Source organism: Allobranchiibius sp. GilTou73, from assembly GCF_021391335.1.
Taxonomy (GTDB): domain Bacteria; phylum Actinomycetota; class Actinomycetes; order Actinomycetales; family Dermatophilaceae; genus Allobranchiibius; species Allobranchiibius huperziae.
The window spans coordinates 1,855,509-1,871,947 of the sequence record NZ_CP090051.1; the positions used below are offsets into that span (position 1 = coordinate 1,855,509).

Consider the following 16,439-nt stretch of genomic DNA (forward strand, 5'->3'; position numbering starts at 1 on the left):
GCCGGGTTACGTTGCGCGTATGGCTGTACACGTCCACTTCACGCCTCGCGATGCGACGCGTGAAGACGGGGTACGCCGGCCCCGCGTGGGAGCCGCGATCATCGCGGCGTTGTGCATCATCGTCGTCCTCACCGTGCTGTCGGCGAGGTTCGACGGTCTGCTCGCCGCAGTGCTCGTGCTGGCGGCTGGAGGGGGGGCTCTCGGGCTGGGGGTCTCCTCCGTGCGGGAATCCCCCTGGCTGTCCCACGCAGTCTCCTCGACCCTGCTCCACGAACTGCACGAACGGGTGCGTGTGCAGGGCCGGATGCCCGAACTCCCCGCCGGGTGGAGGGTCGAGTCGGTGACCCGGGCAGCCGACGGCGATCGTTTCTCGGGCGACTTCGTGATCGGCAACCGCACCGATCAGCACCGTTTCGAGGTGGCTCTGGTCGACGTCTCGGGCAGCGGGCACGAAGCAGGCTCACGTTCGATGCTCATGGGCGGAGCGGTGAGCGGGCTGCTCGGCCCCGTCGCGCCGCAGGACTTCCTTCCCGCCGCCAACGACTATCTGGTGCGCCAGAACTGGTCCGAGGGCTTCGCCACCGCGATCCACGTATGTGTGGATCTGGCCGACGGCAGCTTCTCGGTGGGATCCGCCGGCCACCCCGCCGCCGTGCAGTTCCATGCCGCCACCAACCTCTGGACCACGGTCGACGGGGCCACCGGCACCTGCCTCGGGGTGCTCGAGGGCCAGAACGCACGCGACTACCCCCGGGTGGAGGGTGTCCTGGAGCACGGCGACGCCCTGTTGCTCTACACCGATGGGATCGTGGAGACCCGCGACCTGGACCTGTCGGAGGGGCTGGCCCAGGTGCTGGACACCATCCGCGCGCTCCCGACGTCCGTGGGGTCCGCCGGCCGGGTGTGCGAAGCAGCACGGTCCGGTCAGGGCGACGACCGCACCGCCGTCATGCTCTGCCGCGACTGAACGTCGTCTCCCGCGTCCTGCACGACCCCCCGCACGCTCGACGGGTGCGCACCATGCACGCGAGGGGTGCCGAACCCGTCGGGGCCCGGCACCCCTCGTGACCTGTCTGGTCGGTGATCGGCCTCAGTTCTGGTTCTGGTCTCCGTCGCCCGCGTCGTCGCCGCCCTGACCGCCACCGAAGCGCTCACTGACGGCGTCCTGACCCTTGTCGACCTGGTCGGAGTACTTGCCGCCGGTCTTGTCGTCGACGAAGTCCCCGCCCTTCTCGACACCCTCCTTGAGCTTGTCCGGGTTGTCGTTCGCGAAGTCGCTCGCCTTGTCCTTGGCGCTGTCGAACAGTCCCATCAGATCTCCTTCAAGAGAGGGCCGCGACCAGATGCCGTGGCCTCACGTTCCACGTAAGCACAGGCGGGGGTCGGCCGTCGAGAGGTTCTCCGGGCGTGCAGAAGCGGGTGCCGGCGAACCCGCCGGCCACCGGCTCGATAGCGGGGAGCGCGTCCGTCGGCGCGGTCGTGTTGACCTCGTCGAGGATCGCGAGACCCGCGTCCTGCCCTGCTGCGATGCGACCCCTGCGGCACTTCTCACCGCTGTAGCATGCGCTGGCGACGGTGGAGGCGTGCATCACCTCGTCGCGTCCGTGCCGGCACCCATGGGCATCGCTGCCCTGTGCGATGACTGCCTGACGACGACGAGAACCATTGCGGGCGAACGCTGTCCGGGGCCGTGGTGCGCACTGTGGAGCGGGTGACGAGAATCGAACTCGCGTAGCCAGTTTGGAAGACTGGGGCTCTACCATTGAGCTACACCCGCGTGGCGCAACCTCGTCCCACCCGATGGTGTGTGGTCCGGTGTGCTGCGCCGAGGCGATAGCGTACTGGCTCGCGTGGTGTGGTTCGCACCAGCCGCGCAGCACGGGGTATGGCGCAGCTTGGTAGCGCGTCCGCTTTGGGAGCGGAAGGCCGCAGGTTCAAATCCTGTTACCCCGACGCCTATCTCTGTGCTCGAGATGCCGATTCGGGACGGTCGCGGGGTGTGAGAACCCTCCTGAACCAACATCTGGAGACGCCCGGCTGGGGCACCTCGTACCCCACCGGTTTGCTCGCGCCCCGCTTCGTCAGGGAACATGGCAGACGGTTCCCGCTTTCGCCGCCCGGTCGTCCGGGTCGCCGACGCCCGCCTTGCGACGTACGCCGGCAGAGAGCCCCTTTCGATCTATGGAGTCTGTGCAGTGAAGAGCGCCGTCGACACCCTGAGCCCGACGCGGGTCAAGATGACCATCGAGGTCCCCTACGCCGAGCTGGAGCCGAGCGTCAGCGCGGCCTACAAGACCATCGGTAACCAGATCCAGGTGCCGGGCTTCCGCCAGGGCAAGGTGCCGGCACGGATCATCGACCAGCGGGTCGGCCGTGGCGCGGTGCTGCAGGAAGCCGTCAACGAGGCCCTGCCGGAGTTCTACGGCCAGGCGCTGGAGAGCAACGACGTGCAGCCGCTCGGCCAGCCCGAGGTCGAGGTCACCGACGTGCCGGCGACCGAGGGTGAGGACCTGAAGTTCACCGTCGAGGTCGACGTGCGCCCGCAGTTCGACCTGCCCGACTTCTCCGCGATCAGCGTGACCGTCGACCCGGTCGAGGTCACCGACGAGGACGTCGACGCCGAGATCGAGACGCTCCGCGAGCGGTTCGGCACGCTGGCCCCGGTCGAGCGCCCCGCTGCCGAGGGTGACTCGCTCACCATCGACCTGTCCGCCACGATCGGCGACGAGAAGATCGACGACGTCTCCGGCGTCTCGTACGTCGTCGGCAGCGGCAACATGCTCGAGGGCCTGGACGACGCGGTCACCGGTCTGTCCGCCGGCGACACCGCCACCTTCGAGGCCGCCCTGGCCGGCGGCGAGCACGAGGGCCAGGCCGCCCAGTGCTCCGTCACCGTCCAGTCGGTCAAGGAGCGTCAGCTGCCCGATGTCGACGACGACTTCGCCCAGTTGGCCTCCGAGCACGACACGGTCGCGGAACTGCGCACCGACATGACCGCGCAGGCCGAGCGCGGCAAGCGTTTCCAGCAGGGCATCCAGGCGCGCGACAAGGTCCTGGACCAGCTGCTGGAGGACCTGGACCTCGCGGTGCCGCAGAGCATCGTGGAGGCCGAGGTGCAGCAGCACCTCGAGGGTGAGGACCGCGTCGATGACGACGAGCACCGCGCCGAGGTCACCGAGAGCACCACGAAGGCACTGCAGAGCCAGTTCCTGCTCGACAAGATCGTCGAGGAGAACGAGGTGCAGGTCTCCCAGGAAGAGCTGATCGAGTACCTGATCATGTCCGCGCAGCAGTACGGCATGGACCCCAACCAGTTCGCGCAGGCGCTGGACCAGCAGGGCCAGGTGCCCGCGGTGATGGGTGAGGTCGCCCGTCGCAAGGCGCTCAGCACGGTGCTCGAGCGCGTCACGGTCGTCGACACCAACGGTGAGACCGTCGACCTGAACGCGCTCAACGACGCCGGGGAGGACGACGATCCCGAGGCGGCCGACGGCGGCACCGAGGCCATCGAGGTCACGGGCGACGACGAGGCCACCGACGGCACCGACAGCACGGACGCCGTCGACTCCGAGGTCTCCTCTGTCGAGGCGCCCAAGGCCTGAATCAGTCTGTGACTCAACGGGGTCCGCGCATCGATTCGATGGGCGGACCCCGTCGTCATACCGGGCGCAGCTCGGGCGCTTGCGCTCACGGCGAACACGGCCGACATCGGGGACGGAACGGCGCGGGCCGGGCGTTAGGGTCCAGTAGAAGCTGATTCGACCGCTTCGCGACCCCGCGCAGGCGGGGCCGTCCGGAGCAGTCCGACGCGATGAGAGAAGAGACGACCTTGAGTGACATCCAGAAGGTCTCGATGGCGACCCAGGCACCGGCCGGGGGACTCGACGACCAGATCTACAACCGGCTGCTGAAGGAACGCATCATCTTCCTCGGCTCCGACGTCCGTGACGACAACGCCAACGTGATCGCCGCGCAGCTGCTGCTGCTGACGGCCGAGGACCCGAACGCCGACATCTGGCTCTACATCAACAGCCCGGGCGGCTCGATCTCCGCGGGCATGGCCATCTTCGACACGATGAACTGGATCCCCAACGACGTGGCCACGGTCGCGATGGGAATGGCGGCCAGCATGGGGCAGTTCCTGCTCTCGGCCGGCACCCCCGGCAAGCGCTACGCGACGCCCAACGCTCGCGTGATGATGCACCAGCCGTCGGGCGGTCTCGGCGGCACGGCCTCCGACATCAAGATCCAGGCCGAGCAGATGATCTTCATCAAGAACAAGATGGCCGAGCTGATCGCCCAGCACACGGGGCAGACCGTCGAGCAGATCACCGCCGACTCCGACCGGGACCGTTGGTTCTCCGCGCAGGAGGCCAAGGAGTACGGCTTCGTCGACCACGTCTTCGAGCGTGCCGAGGACGCACCCGGGCAGGTGAAGGCATGAGCAACTGGACCGATTCGAGTGGAGCACAGATGAATTCGCCATACGTCGGTCACGCTGGTCTCTCTGTGCCAGCGCCATCGAGCCGCTACATCCTGCCGCAGTTCGAGGAGCGCACCTCCTACGGGATGAAGCGTTCGGACCCCTACAACAAGCTCTTCGAGGACCGCATCATCTTCCTCGGCGTGCAGGTCGACGACGCGTCGGCGGACGACATCATCGCTCAGCTGATCGTGCTGGAGAGCCAGGACCCCGACCGGGACATCCTGATGTACATCAACTCTCCCGGCGGCTCCTTCACCGCGCTGACCGCGATCTACGACACGATGCAGTACATCCGCCCCGACGTGCAGACGTTCGTGGTCGGTCAGGCCGCCTCGGCCGCCGCCGTCCTGCTCGGTGCGGGTGCCGCTGGCAAGCGCTACGCCCTGCCGAACGCGCGGATCCTGATCCACCAGCCCGCGATGGAGGGCACCGGTGGCACGGCGTCCGACCTCGAGGTCACCGCCAACGAGATCTTCCGGATGCGCGAGTGGCTCGAGGACACACTGGCGTTCCACACCGGCGCGACCGCCGAGCAGATCCGCAAGGACATCGAGCGCGACAAGATCCTCACGTCGGCCCAGGCCAAGGAGTACGGCCTGATCGACCAGGTTCTGACAAGCCGCAAGGCCTCCGGTCAGGACTGAACAAGCCTGACCGCACAGCACGTCGTACGCCGCTCACCCGACCAGGGTGGGCGGCGTCCGTGCGTTCCGGGTCCGGTCGTGCACGCTGACATCCGGCTTCGGGAGGGTGTCGACCGCGCCATACCGTGTGAAATCGGGATGTCACCGCGGCCGCCCCGAAGCAGCGCCGGCAGGCGGTCGCCTGGGCGCCGGTGGCGATCCACTCATCCACGAAGAGCGCGCGATCGGTGCTGCGGAGGACTGCACGCCGCACCGCGAGCTCCTGTTGTTCATCGCAGTAGTCCGGCGCCGTGGTGCGCACGAACCACTGGTCGGTGTGCGCGGCCCGTTCCGCCCCCTTGCGTACCTCGACGAAGCCCACGCCGAGATGGATGGCGACCAGAGGACCAAGCAGCAGGCCGCGGGACTGAACGCCCATGACCACCGTCGGGTCGCCCTTCGGGAACAGGCCACCCAGCATCGGACCGAGCCGCGCGAGCAGATCGGGATCGCGCCACCACCCGCTCACATCGGCGTAGCTCACGCGGTGCGCGGGCCACCGCGGTGGGTCGGAGTGCCACCTGAAGTGGTGGCGCAACGTGGTCTGCATCTGGTTCACGGCTGTGAGTGTGGCGGGTGATCGGGTTTGAATGTCAACGGATTTCGCAGCGCGTACGGTGGGGCGATGAGCATCCGCAAGGGCAGCACGGTCACGTGGAAGTGGGGTCAGGGCACAGCTGACGGGACGGTTACCGCTGTGCACCACGACAAGGTCACCCGCACCATCAAGGGGAGCGAGATCACTCGCAACGGCAGTGACGACGACCCGGCATACGAGATCGAGCAGGACGACGGGACGAAGGTGCTGAAGCTGCGCAGCGAGGTCGAACAGGCCTGACGGCCACCGCGCAGGGTCGCCGCGCGCCCTGTACGGCGCGCCGTGGCTCCACGCGCGCGGCGAGGCCGTCAACCGGGCGTACGAGGGGCGTTGCGCCGACAGCGGACAGGCGTGACTTGTGCCGCGACACCAGGTTTCAATGACGTGGGCGCAAGTCGCCGACGGGTAGCGTCGGGACCTCGACACCCGTCGCACGAAGTTCTCGTAGGACCGCCGGAAAGGATCGCCACGTGGCACGCATCGGAGAGGGCGGTGACCTGCTCAAGTGCTCCTTCTGCGGGAAGAGCCAGAAGCAGGTCAAGAAGCTGATCGCCGGGCCCGGGGTCTACATCTGCGACGAGTGCATCGATCTGTGCAACGAGATCATCGAGGAGGAGCTCGCCGAGACCTCCGAGGTCGGGCTGGACAAACTGCCCAAACCGCGTGAGATCTTCGAGTTCCTGCAGCAGTACGTCGTCGGTCAGGACGCCGCCAAGCGCGCGCTCGCCGTCGCCGTCTACAACCACTACAAGCGCATCCAGGCCGCCGAGCAGATCACCAAGAAGGACGCCACGGCCGTCGAGATCGCCAAGTCCAACATCCTGCTGATCGGCCCGACCGGCTGCGGCAAGACCTATCTGGCGCAGACGCTCGCACGGATGCTCAACGTGCCCTTCGCGATCGCCGATGCGACCGCGCTCACCGAGGCGGGCTACGTCGGCGAGGACGTCGAGAACATCCTGCTGAAGCTGATCCAGGCCGCCGACTTCGACGTGAAGAAGGCCGAGACGGGCATCATCTACATCGACGAGATCGACAAGGTCGCCCGCAAGAGCGAGAACCCCTCGATCACCCGTGACGTCTCCGGCGAGGGTGTGCAGCAGGCGCTGCTGAAGATCCTGGAAGGTACGACGGCCAGCGTGCCGCCGCAGGGCGGCCGCAAGCACCCGCACCAGGAGTTCATCCAGATCGACACCACCAACGTGCTCTTCATCGTCGGCGGAGCGTTCGCCGGGCTGGAGAAGATCATCGAGTCCCGTGCGGGCAAGCAGGGCCTAGGCTTCGGCTCCGAGCTGAAGCTCAACACCGGTGCGTTGGAGAGCTTCTCCGACGTGCTGCCGGAGGACCTGATGAAGTTCGGGCTGATCCCGGAGTTCATCGGCCGCCTCCCGGTCATCACCACCGTCGAGCCGCTGGACCGTGCGGGCCTGGTCTCGATCCTCACCGAGCCGCGCAACGCGCTCGTGCGTCAGTACGAGAAGATGTTCGAGATCGACGGCGTGGAGCTGGAATTCAGCGAGGACGCCATCGAGGCCGTCGCCGAGCAGGCGATGCTGCGCGGCACCGGTGCCCGCGGACTGCGCGCGATCCTCGAAGAGGTGCTCCTGCCCGTGATGTTCGATGTGCCGAGCGACGACGACATCGCGCGCGTCGTGATCACCCGCGAGGTCGTGCTCGACAACGTCAACCCGACGATCGTGCGCCGCGAGGCCACCCCGCCGGCCCGCAAGCGCGCGCCGCGCAAGGAATCCGCCTGACCCGATCCACTTTCGCGAAGGCCCCACAGCACCGACGGTGCGCAGGGCCTTCGTCGTACCCGCAGGAGCGGTGCGGCGCCCGGCTCACCCGTCGCCGTCGGGCCGGGTCAGCTCCCGTCGCACCCACAGGAGCACACCGGCGAGCAGCAGCAGCGCAGCCACGGTGAAGACGCCGGTGGCGGGGAGGTGTCGGGTGCTCCACGCCAGAGCCGCACACCACGTCAGTGCTGTCAGGACGCCGACGACGGAGATCCGCGCACCCCAGAGGGCGGTCACCGCGCGCCCGACCGGCGATCCCGGATGGCCGTGCGCCACCAGCGTCAGACAACCGTGGTTCACCAGCAACGCGGTCGCGACGATGAGCGTGTAGCCGTCCACGCCGCGGGAGCCCGCCCAGACCCACCCCAGGGCGGTGACCACCGTCAGCAGGTTCGCTCCGACCCCGGTCGAGTCGAGCAGGACGAGGGCCAGGGCCACAGCGAAGAGCACGATCTCCAACGCGTTGGCGTGAGCCGCGACCGGGATCATCACCTGCACCAGGACCGCGCTCAGCACCGCCGCGACCAGCAGCAGCAGCCGATGCGGATGCAGGTCGAGGACAGTCGCGGAGTCCACGCGTCGTGCGACGGTCATCGGACGCGTCCCCCCACCCCGGCCGCGCCCATCCGGCGCAGCACCGGATCCAGCGAGCCGGGCCCCCGCCACGGCACCACGGCGAGACCGTGGGCCTGCAGCCGTTGGATGCGCACCTGTCGCTGCAGCATGCTCAGCCGCTGCGCGGGTCTCCGGATGCGGTGACCGCCGGCAACGAGTCGACCAGCACGGTCGGAAGGCCGCGCTGGGCCGCTTCGGCGGCGAGCGTGGTGGCGGCGGTGCCGACCAGCGGGGTCACCACGACGACGAGCGTGCCGCGCGATGCACGGATCCGGTTGCGGGCGCCCATGCCGGCGCCGAGCGCTCCGGGCCGCACCCCCGACAGTTCGTGCAGGATCCGTCGCAGCTGTCCCGACCCACCCCTGCTGCGCACGCGTTCCGGGCGGACGCTGCTGAGGACCTGCAGCCCCACGCGTTCCCCACGCTGCAGCAGGTGCGCCGCCATGGCCGCGCAGGATCGGACCCCGATGTCGAGCGAGGTCTCGGCGTGCGTACTCGAATCGCCGTACTCCTCCTCGGCGTCCAGCACGAGCAGGATCTCGCTGTCCAACTCGGCGTACGTCGTGCGGACGTGCAACTGTCCGGTCCGCGCGGAGATCGGCCAGTGGATGCGGCGCAGTCGATCGCCGCTCTGAAAGCCCCGGATGTCCGCGAACTCCGAACCGTCACCGCGACGCTGGCTGCGGTTCTGGCCGACCAGACCGGCGGGCCGGGGCGCACCGCCCGTTGCGGTGAAGGCGGGAATGGCGGGGCTGACCTGGACGCGGCTCGGACGGAACGGCAGCGGACCGGCCCGGAAACCGGACCAGGTGCTGAACGCGACGCAGCTGCCGCTGCCTACCTCTGCGGGCCCCCATCGCCGGGCGGCCCACCGCATCGACAACTCGGCGGATTCACCGGACGGTACGGCGCGCAGCAGGCCGGACGCCGGGTCGGTGTCGACGTGCGCGGTGCAGGAGGTGGTGGCGTCGACGATCTCGGCGCCCGCCAGATCGGTGACCCGCAGGGACCATGTCTGGGTCGCCCCTTCATGGGTACGCGGCACCGTCGTCGCGTCGATCACCCGCGGTCGTCCTTCCGGGCGGTCCAGGAGCGACCAGACGGAGATGATCAGCAGGGGAGCGGCCACCACGACCAGGCCGGAGTTCTGCGACAGGACGGCGATGACGAGCAGACCTGCCGTGGCCGCGGCCGCGGTGAGCAGAGCCGGGGTGGGACGCCAGCCGTTCACGGGACCGTCACGACCGCACCCTGGACGAGGGGGCGGCCACCGTCTGCAGCAGCTCCCGGACGACGTCGACTCCGGACACCGAGGTCATCCACAGCTCCGGCAGGACGCTCACCCGGTGGGCGAGCACGGCGGTCGCCACGCTCTTGACGTCCTCCGGCGTGACGAAGTCGCGACCGCGGACGACGGCCACCGAGCGTGCCAGGAGGACCAGGGCGAGCGAGCCTCGCGGCGACGAGCCCATCGCCAGCTGGCCGTGGGACCGGGTGGCTGCGGCGAGGCGTACGCAGTACTGGGTCACCGACGGGTCGACCCGCACCTGTTCCACGGCATCCTGCATCGCGATGAGCTCGCTCGCGTCGATCACCGGGGAGAGGGTGATGGCCTCCTCGCGGCGCGCCATCCGGCGTTCGAGGACGTCGATCTCCTCGGCCTCTTCCGGGTAGCCGAACGCGATGCGGCTGAGGAAGCGGTCGAGCTGGGCCTCGGGAAGCGGGTAGGTGCCTTCGTACTCGACCGGGTTGGCCGTCGCGACGACGTGGAACGGTCGGGGGAGCGCGAAGGTCTGCCCCTCGATGGTCACCTGTCGCTCCTGCATCGACTCCAGCAGCGCGGCCTGGGTCTTCGGCGGCGTCCGGTTGATCTCGTCGGCGAGGAGCAGCCCGGTGAAGACGGGTCCCTCCCGGAAGACGAACTCCGCGCGTCCCTGGTCGTAGACGAACGACCCAGTCAGGTCCGACGGGAGCAGGTCGGGGGTGAACTGGGCGCGCGCGAACGACAGCCCCAGGGACTGCGCGAAGGACCGTGCGGCGAGGGTCTTGCCGAGGCCGGGGTTGTCCTCGATCAGCACGTGGCCGCCAGCCAGGATCGTCGCCAGGACGACCTCCAGCTGCTTGCGCTTGCCGATCACGGCGAGTTCGACCTGATCCAGCACCTCCCCGGCCCTGCGGGTGGCGTCGGAGGGGGTCATCGGTGCGGTCATAGCTCCTCGATCGATGTGACGATGTGGTGCAGGTCCTCGGGGCGAAGTCGCGGCGCGGGATCGGTCCGCAGATAGCGCTCCAGCGGCGGGGGCAAGGTCTCGAGTGCCGGGAGGCCCCGCAGCGGGCGCTGCTCCAGGCGGTCCTGCACGAGTTGGCGGACGGAGTCCTGCAACGCCGCGGCGGCCGTGGGCGAGGTGCGGCGGCCGTTCGACGTGGCCTCTTCACAGAGCCGGCGCAGATAGCTCGCGGCGGGGTCGCCCCGGGTGTAGTGCGCGGGGTACTCCGCCGGCTCGGTCCACCGAACGGTGGATGCCGCTGCGCCCGCGTCCACCGCGAACCACCACACCGCGCATGCGGCGAGGATCCCGGCGCCGAGCGGCAGGACGGCGATGTCCTCGTTGCTCAACCTGACCCCGATGACCACGACCGCCACGGCAGCCACGGCGAGCAGCACGCGGGTCGCCCACCGACCTCTACTGACGGCCACTGGGGCTCCCGTCCGTGCTTCGGGCCGTCTCGCCGGCGGTCAGCGCGTTGAGGCAGTGGACGGCCTCGGCGCGGTCGTCCTCGCTCATCGGATGGTCGCTGAAGCGGGCTTCGCGGTAGAGGTCGGCGAGGCGCAGGATCCACCGCCCGGGGACGTCCATGCCGTCGAGGACCCGGATCGTCAGCTCCGCGGGCGTCTCACTGCGATGCGGCGGCACCCCGGCGTCGGCGGCGATGCCCTCCAGCCGCACCCAGGCCGCGATGATGCCGGCCCGCGGTGACCCCTGCTCGACAGCCCGCAGCAGATCCGGAAGGGACTCCGTCAGGACCTCCGACCGGGCGGACCCGACGTGCTGTCGGCTCGCCGACGAGGATCGGCGCTGGTCCCAGCGACGGCGCAGCGCCTCCGACAGCGGGCCGGCCCCCATCGCCAGAACTGCGATCACCAGGACCAGGAGCAGCACGGCGAGCAGCACGACCAGCACCGCGAGCACGGTCAGCCCGGAGCCTCCCGACGTCCGGTGGCCGGTCGCGGCCGGGGACGACGACGCCGATCTCGTCGTGAGTGTGGGGAGGTGCGTCGAGGACGTCGTCCTCGAGGAGCTGTGCACGATCGCGGGACGACGGGTCGTCGCGGCCAGCAGGGCCAGGACCAGCACGGCGACGCCTACAGCAATCAGGGTGACCCGTCGCTGCAGGTGCGTCGCGCGTCCCCCGCTGACCATGCCGTGACTGTAATCTGCCACCGCGGTTGTCAGCGGATCTGTGGCGAATACGTCACCAAACCGCTGACAACCGGCGGGCGGAGCGAGGTCAGGCGCCCCGCGGGGGCGGCGGCACCAGTTCGACGTCCTGCACGGCGAGGGCCGGCCCGTCGGCGTACGTCATGCCGGTCACCTTGCCGGCGGCCCGCAGGTCGTCCTCACCGGCGCGGATGAGCTCCTGCACATCCGCGGGCGCGGTCAGTGTCATCGAGGTGACCTGCGCGCGCATGCCGAGCTTCGCGTCCGACTTGGCCTTGCGGATCCCGGCCAGGGCGTCTCCGACCACCCGCAGTGCACGTGAATCTCCCTCGGCCGCACCGCATTCGGCGACCGTCGGCCAGGACGCGCGGTGCACCGAACCCTCCTGCCACCACGACCACACCTCTTCGGTGGCGTAGGGCAGGAACGGAGCGAAGAGCCGCAGCAGCACCGACAGCGCGACCCGCAGGGCCGCCCGGGCGCTCGCGGCACCCTCGTCGCCCTGCGCGCCGTACGCGCGGTCCTTGATCAGCTCGATGTAGTCGTCGCAGAAGGTCCAGAAGAAGCTCTCGGTGACCTCCAGCGACCGGGTGTAGTCGAAGTTCTCCCACCCACGGGTCGCGACCTCGACGACGTCGCGCAGCCCGGCGAGCATCGCGCGATCCAGGGGGTGCGTCACCGCGGCCGGGTCGCCGTCGGACTCGCCGATGGTCAGCGCGAGCTTGCTGGCGTTGAGCAGTTTCATCGCCAGGCGCCGGCCGACCTTCATCTGCCCCGTGTCGTACGCCGAGTCGGCGCCCATCCGCGCGGACGCCGCCCAGTAGCGCACCGCGTCCGCGCCGAACTGCAGCACGACGTCGAGGGGAGTCTCGGCGTTGCCCTTGGACTTGGACATCTTCTTGCGGTCCGGGTCGAGGATCCAGCCGTTGATCGCCGCGCCGCGCCAGGGCGCCTCACCATGCTCGTAGTGGCTGCGCACCACCGAGGAGAAGAGCCAGGTGCGGATGATGTCGTGGCCCTGCGGACGCAGGTCCATCGGGAAGATCGCGTCGAAGAGCGCCGGGTCGTTACGGGACTCCGGGTCGCTGGTCACAGGCCACCCTGCAGCGATCTGCGGGGTGAGCGACGACGTCGCCCAGGTGTCCATGATGTCGGGGTCGGCGGCGAAACCACCAGGCACGCCGCGCTGTTCGGCGGTGTAGCCCGACGGCACGTCGACCTGCGGGTCGAGCGGCAGCTGGCTCTCGTCGGCCGCGATCGGTCGCGTGTGGTCGATCTCGCCATCGGCGTCGATGGGGTACCAGATGGGGAACGGAACGCCGAAGAACCGCTGCCGGCTGATCAGCCAGTCGCCGTTCAGCCCCTCCACCCAGTTGGTGTAGCGGCTGCGCATGAAGCCCGGGTGGAAGTCGATCTCGCCCCCGCGGTCCACCAGCTCCTTGCGCAGCTCCTCGCTGCGGCCGCCGTTGCGGATGTACCACTGACGACTGGTCACGATCTCCAGCGGCTTGTCGCCCTTCTCGAAGAAGTTCGCCTTGCGCTGGGTGTTCTTCGGCTCGCCGTCGAGGTCGCCGCTCGCGATCAGCGCGTCGACCACGGCCTTGCGGGCGGAGAAGACCGTCTTGGTGGCCAGCTCGTCGACGTAGAGGGCCTCCCCGGGGCCGCCCGCGATCCACTCCGGCGTCTCGCCCTGGATGCGGCCGTTGCGGGTGATGACCGAGCGGATCGGCAGCTGCAGCTCGCGCCACCACTGCACGTCGGTGAGATCGCCGAAGGTGCAGCACATCGCGATGCCGGCGCCCTTGTCCGGCTCGGCGGCCGGGTGGGCCAGCACGGGGATCTCGACCCCGAAGAGGGGCGAGGTGACCGTCGTACCGAACAGGTCGGCGTACCGGTCGTCGTCCGGGTGAGCGATGAGCGCGACCACGGCGGGCAGCAGCTCCGGGCGGGTGGTCTCGACGTAGACCGGGTCGGCGTCGGTGCGGTGGAAGGCGATCCGGTGGTACGCGCCGGGGTAGTCGCGCGCCTCGACCTCGGCCTGTGCGACCGCGGACTGGAAGGTGACGTCCCACAGTCCCGGCGCCTCGGCCTGGTAGGCCTCGCCGCGGGCGAGGTTGCGCAGGAACGCCTGCTGGGCCACGGCACGGGAGCGGTCGTCGATGGTGCGGTAGGAGTGCTGCCAGTCGATGGAGACGCCGAGCGTGCGGAAGAGCTGCTCGAACGACTCCTCGTCGCGCGCGGTCAGCTCCTCGCACAGCGGGATGAAGTTCGCGCGGCTGATCGGCACCTGGTCGGCCGCCTTGACGGACTTGCCCTCGGCGCCCTGCAACGGCGGCACGAAGTCGGCGTCGTACGCCGCGGCGTGATCCCCGCGCACGCCGTAGTAGTTCTGGACGCGGCGCTCGGTCGGAAGGCCGTTGTCGTCCCACCCGATCGGGTAGAACACCTCGCGGCCGCGCATCCGCTGGTAGCGCGCCATGCAGTCGGTGTGGGTGTAGCCGAAGACGTGCCCTACGTGCAGGCTGCCGCTGGCCGTCGGCGGCGGGGTGTCGATGGAGTAGACCTGCTCGCGCGGCAGGGTCAGCGCGCGCTCGCGGTCGAACGCGTAGGTCTGCTCACGCGCCCATACCGCGCCCCACCGCTCCTCGAGGCCGTCGACCGTGGGCCGGTCGGGGACGGAGGAGTGGGCTGCGGCGGGGCGTTCGGTCATGGCCGCAATGATCCCAGACGTGCGCCGATGCCCTCACCGGGGTTTTCCGCGGGCCGCCGAGCGTGGTTGTCAGCGCAGGAGTGACGCCGGCACCGCGAATCCGCGGACAACCGGCCGGGGCGAGCCTCGCGGTGACGCCGCCCGCTCTCGCCCGGATCGACTACCGTCGGTCGACGTACCCGCCCGACCCCCGAAGGAGACACCGCGCCATGACCCAGACGTCCGACCAGCGCGCGAGCGACATCGGCGCCGCCGTACGCCGTTTCGTGCAGGCCTTCCCCCCGGGTGTGGACGTGCGGGTCCCGAGTCCGCAGTTCCTGGAGTACGCCGAGGGGCGGCTGCCGGACGCGCTCGTGGAGCTGTGGCGCGCGTACGGGCTCGGTTTCTACGGCGACCAGGCGCTCGCCATCGTCGATCCGGGCCACTGGGTGTCGACGCTGCAGGTGTGGCTCGGCGATCAGGTCGCCAGCGTCCCGTTCGCAGTCACCAGCTTCGGGCACGTCTACCACTACGAACGGGTCGACGGGCGCGACGTGATCTCCTGCCTCGACCCGCACTTCCAGACCAACACGGTCATCGACGGCGACATGGCCGCGTTCCTGGGCGAGCACCTGCCCGGTCCGACCTCGCACCCGCGCGACCTCGCCGGGCCGCACAAGGGCGCCCGGCAGCGCAAGGGCGAGCTGCGCGAGGGGGAGATCTACTTCTTCACCCCGATCCTGGCGCTCGGCGGCAAGGTGCACCCGGACAACCTCGACCGCGGCGACGGCGTACGCCACCTCGACCTGATTCACGAGCGGGTCGGCCAACAGCGCCGCTGACCTGCGGGCTCAGCCTGCGGGATCCCGCCAGGTGAAGCGGTAGCCGATGCTCGCCGCGTACGGGCCGGGCTCGGACGGATCGGCCTGCACGCTCACCTCCAGGTCGTACGCCGACGTCGTCGTCCGGACCGTGTGCGCGGTGTCGGCGGGACCGGCGAACAGAGCAGAGATCGCGGACGGTGCCAGGCCCAGCGCCGGTGCGGCCCGCACCAGTTGGGCGCGTGCTTCGGCCACGGTCCCGACCCACGTGGTGCTGGTGCGGGAGGGGGCCGCGCGCTGGCGGACGAGCTGCGGGTCGGCATCGCGCCCCGAGGTCGAGGTCAGCGAATCGACGGCGAGCGTCACCGTGCCGTGCGGCGTACGCAGGGTCAGCGCCACCGGGGCCTTGGACGGGGGAGACGTCTGGATGTCCGCCCGGGCGTAGTCGTCGAGGAAGCCCAGCTGCGCCCGGCTGGGTCGCGTGCGCGCGTCCAGGTCCATCCGACCGTCGTGCAGGACCGCGGCGACGGCAGCGTTGTCGTACCGGTCGAAGCTGAAGTAGTAGTAGCGCTCTCCGGGAGCCGACAGCGTGGCGGACAGGTTCGACTGGCGCTGCACCTCGACGAAGAGGTCGCGCGACGGCGATCCGTCGACCAGCGCGTCCGAGGCGGACGGGCGGTGAGAGATGCCGAGCAGCGCCGACTGCTGGGCCAGGGCCGTGTCCGCTGCGTCCTCGGAGGGGTAGAGCACGTCGACCGTGAAGTACTTCGGCCGATGGCCGTGGTCGGTGTCGACGGCACCGCCCGCGTCGTCGGTGTCACCGTCGATCGAGTGGGCGGGCAGCCGCAGCACGCCCCCGGGAAGGGTGATCGACAGGTCGTAGGTGTGCTTGTACCGGGCCTCGTACCCGCGCCAGCTCTGGTCGGCTGGCAACCCGAAGGCGGCACGGGTCGGCGTCTGGCGGAAGTCGAGCGAGACGCGACCGTCGTGCACGATCGACGGCGGGACCGTGGCCCGGGCCGTGCCGGAGCCAGTGCCACCGACGTGGAAGCTGACGCTGCAGGCGGCGAGCGTCACGGACATCGCCGCTGCCATGGCTGCCGCCCCCGCCCCGCGCCTCATGCAGGAAGTATGGCCGCGGTGCGGGGCGGCCGAGTCGGTGTGCGCGGTTTGCGTTCTCGACCAGGACTGCAGCACTGGCCGAGAACGCAGAACCCCCACCGCGTCGAGAACCGTCCCTCGGATCGCCCGTGCGCCGCGCGAGGGCGACCCCGCGCAGACGCCGTACACTGGTCCACACAGCGTTCGAGC

16 protein-coding genes and 2 tRNA genes are annotated in these 16,439 nt (G+C 69.8%); 8 read left to right on the top strand and 10 right to left on the bottom strand.

Annotated elements, in window-relative coordinates; translation table 11 throughout:
* Positions 1–19 precede the first annotated feature (19 nt).
* Positions 20–967 carry a PP2C family protein-serine/threonine phosphatase gene (locus LVQ62_RS09325; RefSeq protein ID WP_233761076.1) on the top strand — a complete coding sequence of 316 codons (948 nt, stop codon included), beginning with the start codon at positions 20–22 and terminating at the stop codon, positions 965–967.
* Positions 968–1,090: 123 nt separating this feature from the next.
* On the opposite strand, the gene LVQ62_RS09330 is transcribed toward LVQ62_RS09325, so the two are convergent.
* Together LVQ62_RS09330 and LVQ62_RS09335 are read right to left on the bottom strand one after the other, a co-directional pair.
* A complete protein-coding gene (locus tag LVQ62_RS09330; RefSeq protein ID WP_233761079.1) occupies positions 1,091–1,312 on the bottom strand; it encodes an antitoxin in 222 nt (73 codons plus the stop codon).
* A 391-nt stretch (positions 1,313–1,703) separates the two neighbouring features.
* A tRNA-Gly gene (locus LVQ62_RS09335) sits at positions 1,704–1,777 on the bottom strand.
* A gap of 102 nt (positions 1,778–1,879) precedes the next feature.
* On the opposite strand from LVQ62_RS09335, the gene LVQ62_RS09340 reads away from it, so the two are divergent.
* From LVQ62_RS09340 to clpX, 6 genes are all read left to right on the top strand, one after another.
* Positions 1,880–1,953 (top strand) — tRNA-Pro (locus tag LVQ62_RS09340).
* A 242-nt stretch (positions 1,954–2,195) separates the two neighbouring features.
* Positions 2,196–3,602, top strand: a complete 1,407-nt coding sequence (gene tig, locus LVQ62_RS09345; protein WP_233761081.1) for a trigger factor — start codon at positions 2,196–2,198, stop codon at positions 3,600–3,602.
* Between the two features lie 251 nt (positions 3,603–3,853).
* Entirely contained in the window at positions 3,854–4,444 is a 591-nt protein-coding gene (locus LVQ62_RS09350) for an ATP-dependent Clp protease proteolytic subunit (RefSeq protein WP_233767728.1), read from the top strand.
* Between the two features lie 29 nt (positions 4,445–4,473).
* Positions 4,474–5,130 carry an ATP-dependent Clp protease proteolytic subunit gene (locus LVQ62_RS09355; RefSeq protein ID WP_208053393.1) on the top strand — a complete coding sequence of 219 codons (657 nt, stop codon included), beginning with the start codon at positions 4,474–4,476 and terminating at the stop codon, positions 5,128–5,130.
* Between the two features lie 664 nt (positions 5,131–5,794).
* Complete coding sequence (locus LVQ62_RS09360; protein ID WP_233761083.1) at positions 5,795–6,007, top strand: DUF2945 domain-containing protein; 213 nt, start codon at positions 5,795–5,797, stop codon at positions 6,005–6,007.
* Positions 6,008–6,237: 230 nt separating this feature from the next.
* Positions 6,238–7,524 carry an ATP-dependent Clp protease ATP-binding subunit ClpX gene (gene clpX, locus LVQ62_RS09365; protein WP_179481799.1) on the top strand — a complete coding sequence of 429 codons (1,287 nt, stop codon included), beginning with the start codon at positions 6,238–6,240 and terminating at the stop codon, positions 7,522–7,524.
* An 84-nt stretch (positions 7,525–7,608) separates the two neighbouring features.
* Here the strand turns inward: clpX and LVQ62_RS09370 are convergent, their stop codons facing one another.
* From LVQ62_RS09370 to valS, 7 genes are all read right to left on the bottom strand, one after another.
* Positions 7,609–8,157, bottom strand: coding sequence for a hypothetical protein (locus tag LVQ62_RS09370; RefSeq protein ID WP_233761091.1), 549 nt, complete (start codon positions 8,155–8,157; stop codon positions 7,609–7,611).
* Complete coding sequence (locus tag LVQ62_RS17520) at positions 8,154–8,288, bottom strand: hypothetical protein (RefSeq protein ID WP_255696354.1); 135 nt, start codon at positions 8,286–8,288, stop codon at positions 8,154–8,156. The genes LVQ62_RS09370 and LVQ62_RS17520 overlap by 4 nt, the downstream gene beginning before the upstream one ends.
* A gap of 2 nt (positions 8,289–8,290) precedes the next feature.
* Positions 8,291–9,409 (bottom strand): DUF58 domain-containing protein, encoded by a 1,119-nt coding sequence (locus LVQ62_RS09375; RefSeq protein WP_233761099.1) that lies wholly within the window; start codon positions 9,407–9,409, stop codon positions 8,291–8,293.
* Between the two features lie 7 nt (positions 9,410–9,416).
* The gene (locus LVQ62_RS09380) at positions 9,417–10,376 is read right to left on the bottom strand and encodes a MoxR family ATPase (RefSeq protein WP_233761101.1); all 960 of its coding nucleotides are present in this window, start codon (positions 10,374–10,376) and stop codon (positions 9,417–9,419) included.
* Positions 10,377–10,384: 8 nt separating this feature from the next.
* Positions 10,385–10,876: a hypothetical protein gene (locus tag LVQ62_RS09385; RefSeq protein WP_233761103.1), complete on the bottom strand. Its 492-nt coding sequence runs from the start codon at positions 10,874–10,876 to the stop codon at positions 10,385–10,387.
* Entirely contained in the window at positions 10,863–11,600 is a 738-nt protein-coding gene (locus LVQ62_RS09390) for a DUF4129 domain-containing protein (RefSeq protein WP_233761105.1), read from the bottom strand. Before LVQ62_RS09390 ends, LVQ62_RS09385 begins: the two co-directional genes overlap by 14 nt.
* An 88-nt stretch (positions 11,601–11,688) precedes the next feature.
* On the bottom strand, positions 11,689–14,328 hold the full coding sequence (gene valS, locus LVQ62_RS09395) for a valine--tRNA ligase (protein ID WP_233761107.1): 2,640 nt from the start codon (positions 14,326–14,328) through the stop codon (positions 11,689–11,691).
* Positions 14,329–14,537: 209 nt separating this feature from the next.
* On the opposite strand from valS, the gene LVQ62_RS09400 reads away from it, so the two are divergent.
* The gene (locus LVQ62_RS09400; protein ID WP_233761108.1) at positions 14,538–15,149 is read left to right on the top strand and encodes a GAD-like domain-containing protein; all 612 of its coding nucleotides are present in this window, start codon (positions 14,538–14,540) and stop codon (positions 15,147–15,149) included.
* 9 nt (positions 15,150–15,158) lie between these two features.
* On the opposite strand, the gene LVQ62_RS09405 is transcribed toward LVQ62_RS09400, so the two are convergent.
* A complete protein-coding gene (locus LVQ62_RS09405; RefSeq protein ID WP_233761110.1) occupies positions 15,159–16,250 on the bottom strand; it encodes a hypothetical protein in 1,092 nt (363 codons plus the stop codon).
* Positions 16,251–16,439: the final 189 nt, after the last annotated feature.